The sequence below is a fragment of the Streptomyces sp. NPDC001502 genome, assembly GCF_042894785.1.
Lineage (GTDB): Bacteria > Actinomycetota > Actinomycetes > Streptomycetales > Streptomycetaceae > Streptomyces > Streptomyces kutzneri.
This window is the reverse complement of record NZ_JBIAVW010000052.1, coordinates 1-6013: the sequence shown is the minus strand read 5'-3', so window position 1 is coordinate 6013 and position 6013 is coordinate 1. Positions and strand designations below refer to the sequence as shown.

At 73.9% G+C, this 6013-nt stretch carries 3 protein-coding genes; all 3 read left to right on the top strand.

What is annotated here, in order from left to right:
- Positions 1–293 precede the first annotated feature (293 nt).
- The 3 genes from ACFY0D_RS40140 (at position 294) to ACFY0D_RS40130 (ending at position 5881) form a co-directional block, all read left to right on the top strand.
- The gene (locus tag ACFY0D_RS40140) at positions 294–3833 is read left to right on the top strand and encodes a DNA polymerase III subunit alpha (RefSeq protein WP_390802800.1); all 3540 of its coding nucleotides are present in this window, start codon (positions 294–296) and stop codon (positions 3831–3833) included.
- Positions 3830–4840 carry a hypothetical protein gene (locus ACFY0D_RS40135; protein ID WP_390802799.1) on the top strand — a complete coding sequence of 337 codons (1011 nt, stop codon included), beginning with the start codon at positions 3830–3832 and terminating at the stop codon, positions 4838–4840. Before ACFY0D_RS40140 ends, ACFY0D_RS40135 begins: the two co-directional genes overlap by 4 nt.
- Before the next feature lie 180 nt (positions 4841–5020).
- Positions 5021–5881 carry an alpha/beta fold hydrolase gene (locus ACFY0D_RS40130; RefSeq protein WP_314249292.1) on the top strand — a complete coding sequence of 287 codons (861 nt, stop codon included), beginning with the start codon at positions 5021–5023 and terminating at the stop codon, positions 5879–5881.
- Positions 5882–6013 lie beyond the last annotated feature (132 nt).

Here is a 6013-nt window from a genome sequence, read left to right as displayed (position 1 = left end):
CGAGGAGACACCCCGCCCCGGCCCCCCGCCCCGCCACCTGCCGACAAGCCCGCCACATCCAGCCCCGCCGGCGTTTGAGGCGCGGGTCCGGGCAGAGCCCGGCAGACAGCCCGCGCCCGGCAGACAGCCCGCGCCCGGCAGACAGCCCGCGCCCGGCAGACAGCCCGCGCCCGGCAGACAGCCCGCGCCCGGCAGACGGCAGGTGGTCGAACAAGTGTTTCGCACTGATATTCGAATTGCTCTATGGTGGAGAGCGGGGGAGGTGTTCATTCGAGCGAAGCAGGAGGCCGCGGGTGCCTGGTTTTACGCATCTGCACACCGTTTCGGGGTTCTCCATGCGCTACGGAGGTTCACACCCGCAGCGGCTGGCGGAGCGCGCCGCCGAGCGGGGCATGGACGCCCTCGCCCTGACCGACCGCGACACCCTCGCGGGCGCGGTCCGGTTCGCGAAGGCGTGTGCGCAGGCGGGCATCCGGCCGTTGTTCGGAGTGGACATGGCGGTCCCGCCCGCGACGGGCCCGGCCGGGTCGGGGGGCCCGACCGGATCCGCCGCGGGCGACGGGTCCGGCGCGGCCTCGTACCGGCGGCGCACCCCCGTCAAGGGCGGGGCCTTCGTGGACGAGTCCGCCGCACGCGCCGTCTTCCTGGCCCGGGACGGCGCCGCCGGGTGGGCCGAGCTGTGCCGGATGGTCACCGCCGCCCACGCGGGGGCCGCCGAGGTCCCGCTGGTGCCCTGGGAGGCCCTGCGCGGGGAGGGCGTCTTCGTCCTGCTCGGGCCCGGCTCCGAGGTGGGGCGGGCGCTCGCCGCGGGCCGCCCCGACCGGGCTGTCCGGCTGCTCGCACCCTGGCGGGAGATCTACGGCGACTCCCTGCGCCTGGAGGCCGTCCACCACGGCCGCACCGGCACCGGGCCCGGCTCGCTCCGGCTGGCCGCCCGGACCGTCGGCTTCGCCGCCGAGCAGGGCGTTCCGGCCGTGCTGACCAACGCCGTCCGCTACGCCGACCCCGGCCAGGGCCCGGTCGCCGACATCCTCGACGCGGCCCGCCGCCTGGTTCCCGTCGACCGCCGTGGTCCCCTCGACAGCGGCGAGCGCTGGCTCAAGGCTCCCGCCGCCATGGCCGAGGCCGCCGACCGGATCGCGCAGGCGGCCGGCTTGCGCCCCGCCGACGCCAGGCGCCTGCTCGCGGAGACCCGGCGGACCGCCGAGGCCTGCTCCGTGGACCCCGAGGACGACCTCGGCATGGGTTCCGTGCACTTCCCCGAAGCCCGGCTCGTCGGCGCGGCCCACCGCAGCGCCCAGCGGGTCCTCGCCTCCCGGGCCTCGGCCGGCATGGTGCTGCGCGGCTACGCGGGTGACCGCGCGTACTGGGAGCGGATGCATCAAGAGCTCGACATCATCGCGTACCACGGCTTCGCCTCGTATTTCCTGACGGTCGCTCAAGTCGTGGACGACGTGAAGGAGATGGGCGTCCGGGTGGCCGCCCGCGGCTCCGGAGCCGGTTCCCTCGTCAACCACCTGCTCGGGATCGCGCACGCCGACCCCGTCGCCCACGGCCTGCTGATGGAGCGCTTCCTCTCCAAGCGGCGGCGCGTCCTGCCCGACATCGACATCGACGTGGAGTCCGCCCGCCGGCTGGAGGTCTACCGGCGGATCATGGACCGGTTCGGCACCGAGCGCGTCGCCACCGTCTCCATGCCCGAGACCTACCGGGTCCGGCACGCCATCCGCGACGTCGGCGCCGCCCTGTCCATGGACCCGGCCGTCACCGACCGGCTCGCCAAGGCCTTCCCGCACATCAGGGCGCGTGACGCCCGCGCCGCGCTGGAGGAGCTCCCCGAACTGCGCGACGTACGGGGGGAGTCGTACGGGCGGCTGTGGGAGCTCGTCGAATCGCTGGACGCGCTGCCGCGCGGGATCGCCATGCACCCGTGCGGGGTGCTGCTCTCCGACGACTCGCTGCTCGCCCGTACGCCGGTGGTGCCCACCAGCGGCGAGGGCTTCCCCATGTCCCAGTTCGACAAGGACGACGTGGAGGAGCTCGGGCTGCTCAAACTGGACGTGCTGGGCGTGCGGATGCAGTCCGCGATGGCCCACGCGGTCGCGGAGATCCGCCGTGGCACGGGGGAGGAGCTCGACCTGGACGACCCGGCGCAGGTGCCGCCGGGCGACCGGGCCACGTACGAGCTGATCCGCTCGGCCGAGACGCTGGGCTGCTTCCAGATCGAATCGCCGGGCCAGCGGGACCTGGTGGGGCGGCTGCAGCCGGCCACCTTCCACGACCTGGTCGTCGACATCTCGCTGTTCCGGCCGGGTCCGGTGGCCGCCGACATGGTGCGGCCCTTCATCGAGGCCCGGCACGGGCGGGCGCCGGTGCGCTTCCCGCACCCGGACCTGGCCGACGCGCTGCGCGAGACGTACGGGGTGGTGGTTTTCCACGAGCAGATCATCGAGATCGTGCACGTCATGACCGGCTGCGGACGTGACGAGGCGGACCGGGTGCGGCGCGGGCTGTCCGATCCGCAGTCGCAGGCGCGGATCAAGGTCTGGTTCGCGGCGAAGGCGGCCGAGCGCGGCTATCCGGTGGAGGTGATCGGCCGGACCTGGGAGATCGTGGAGGCCTTCGGTTCGTACGGGTTCTGCAAGGCGCACGCGGTGGCCTTCGCGGTGCCCACGTACCAGTCGGCCTGGCTGAAGGCGCACCACCCGGCGGCCTTCTACGCCGGGCTGCTGACCCACGACCCGGGGATGTACCCGAAACGGCTGCTGCTGGCGGACGCGCGGCGGCGGGGCGTGCCGGTGCTGCCGCTGGACGTGAACCGGTCGGCGGCCGCCCATCATATCGAACTGGTGTCCGATGATAGAGAGGTGTGGGGGCTGCGGCTCGGACTGTCCGACGTCCACGGCATCAGCGGGGCCGAGGCTGACCGGATCGAGGCGGGACAGCCGTACGCCTCCCTGCGCGACTTCTGGGACCGGGCGCACCCGGGCCGCCCGGTCGCCGAACGGCTGGCGCAGGTAGGGGCGTTGGACGCCTTCGGCGCCAACCGGCGGGACCTGCTGCTGCACGTGTCCGAACTGCACGGCGCGCAGCGGTCCGCAGGCGTGCGCGGTCCCCAACTCCCGCTGGACGGCGGCCGGTCCACGGCCTCCGTCGGACTGCCCGACCTGAGCGACGCGGAACGGCTCAGCGCCGAGCTGGGCGTCCTCGGCATGGACGCCTCGCGGCACCTGATGGGGGACCACCACGCCTTCCTGGCCGAACTGGGAGTGATCCCGGCGCGCCGGCTGCGGGACACCGAGCACGGGCAGACCGTGCTGGTCGCGGGGGCCAAGGCGGCCACCCAGACCCCGCCGATCCGCTCCGGGAAGCGGGTCATCTTCACGACGCTGGACGACGGTACGGGCCTGGTCGACCTGGCCTTCTTCGACGACAGCCACGAACGCTGCGCGCACACCGTCTTCCACTCCTTCCTGCTGCTGGTACGAGGTGTCGTGCAGCGGCGGGGCCCGCAGAGCCTGAGCGTGGTCGGGGCGGCGGCGTGGAACCTGGCGGAGCTGGTGGAACTGCGGGCGGCGGGCGGTCTGGACGCGGTCGCGGCCCGCCTCGCCGAGCCGGCGGCCGGGCCGGCAGCCGAGCCGGCCGCTCCCGGAGCCCCGGCCGCCCCGGGCACCGACGGGGAGCCGGCGGCGAAGGGCCCGCAGGGTCCCGGCCGCAGGATCCGCATGTCCACGGGGTACGAGATGAACCCCTGGGCCGACCTCCAGCCGCCGGGCACCGGCCCCGCGACCGGCCGCAAGCTGTGGCACTCCAGCCCGGGGAGCGCGGGATGACCGCCACCGAGCGGGTCGTGATGTGCCTGCGCCCGTACCCCGCCGACGGGGGCCCGCTCGGGGCGCGGGAGTACGCCGGGGTGCTCGCGCTGCTCGGGGTCATCACCCCGGCCGTGCAGGCCCTGGCGCCCGACACCGTCCTCGCCGAGATCCGGGGCGCGCTGCGGTACTTCGACTGCGACGCCGCCCGGCTGGCCGCCGTGATCCGGGTCCGGGCCCTCGCCCTGTACGGCGTGGACGCCGCCGTCGGCGTGGCCGGCAACCCCATGCTGGCCCGGGCCGCGGCCCGCGAAGCCCGGCCCGGGGAGACCCTGGTGATCCCCGCGGAGCCCGCCGCCGTACGGGACTTCCTGGCGGGCAAGCCCGTCACCGCCCTCGACGGGGTCGGGCCGAAGGCCGCCCGCACCCTGTGCTCCTACGGCCTCGATTCCGTCGGCCGGGTCGCCGCCGCCCCGCCCGCCGCCCTGCGGCGGATCCTCGGCGCCCGGCTCGGCCGTGAGGTGCACGAGCGCGCCCTCGGGATCGACCGGACCCCCGTCCGGCCGGGCTCCGCCGCCCGCGCCGTCGCCGCCGAGCGGCTCTTCGATCTGGACGAGCTGGATCCCGCACGGCACCGGCGGGCGCTGCTCTCGCTCACGGAGGAGCTCGGCGCGAAGCTTCGTACACAGGAACAGGGCCGGGGGCAGGTCTGCCGCGCCCTCACGCTCACCGTCCGCTGCGCCGACCGCACCACCCTCACCCGGACGCGCACCCTGGGCGAGCCCACCGCGCACTCGGCCGCCCTGACCGCCACGGCCTACGCCCTCTACGCGGGCCTCGGCCTGCAGCGGGCCCGGGTCCGCGCGCTGTCCCTGCGCGCCGAGGACCTGACCTCGGCCGATCGGGCCGTGCGGCAGCTCAGCCTCGACCCCGAGGACGAGAAGGCCCGCCGCCTGGAGGCCGTCACGGACCGGGTCCGCGCGCGCTTCGGTCCGCACGCGATCGCCCGCGGCACGCTGGCCGCCTGACGGTCCGTCCGGCGCCGTACAGGCGGTCGCCCGGGCGACGCGCGAGTTTTTACCGACGCGTAACTTCCCTGTGTTGCTACTCACCCGTAATTTAGCGGCAGCAGCTCCCCCTTGTGATCCGGATCACGGGACGAACCCCCACGCTCATCCCCTTGAGTCGACCCGCGAGGAGATCATCCGATGCTGCCCTGGAGACGCCTGCTCCGCCCACTCGCCGTCCTCACCCTCACCGCCGCCGCACTCGTCGCCCCCACCGGCGCAGCGCAGGCCGCGGCCGCCCCCAGCAGCGGCTGGAACAACTGGTCGTGCAAGCCGTCCGCCGCGCACCCGCGCCCCGTCGTCCTCGTCCACGGCACCTTCGGCAACTCCTGGGACAACTGGCTCGGCCTCGCGCCCTACCTCGTCCACCGCGGGTACTGCGTCTACTCGCTCGACTACGGCCAGCTGCCCGGCGTCCCCCTCTTCAACGGGCTCGGGCCCATCGACAAGTCCGCCGGACAGCTCGACGTCTTCGTCGACAAGGTGCTCGCCGCGACCGGCTCCGCCAAGACCGACATCATCGGGCACTCGCAGGGCGGCATGATGCCGCGCTACTACCTGAAGTTCCTCGGCGGCGCCTCGAAGGTCAACGCGCTGGTCGGACTCGCCCCCGACAACCACGGCACCACCCTGCTCGGATTCACCAAGCTCCTGCCGTACTTCCCCGGGGCCGAGGACCTGATCAGCACCGCGACCCCGGGTCTCGCCGACCAGATCGCCGGATCAGCCTTCCAGCAGAAGCTGAACGAGGGCGGGGACACCGTGCCCGGGGTGAAGTACACGGTCATCGCGACCAAGTACGACGAGGTGGTGACCCCCTACCGGAGCGCCTTCCTCGACGGGCCGAACGTACGCAACGTCGTCCTCCAGGACCTGTGCTTCCTGGACCTCTCGGAGCACGTCGCCATCGGGCTCACCGACCGGATCGCCTGGCACGAGGCGGTCAACGCCCTCGATCCGGCACACGCCGAACCGACCACCTGCGCCTCGGTCTTCGACTGACGGGACGCAGGCGGTCCGGGCCCGGCAAGGTCCGGAAGAGACGGCCTAGGTGTATTGATCACGAGCGTTGTTGACACTCGGCAGGTCTTGAACATGGCGAAGACCTCCGGTGTGGTGGGAGCTGTCTAGGAA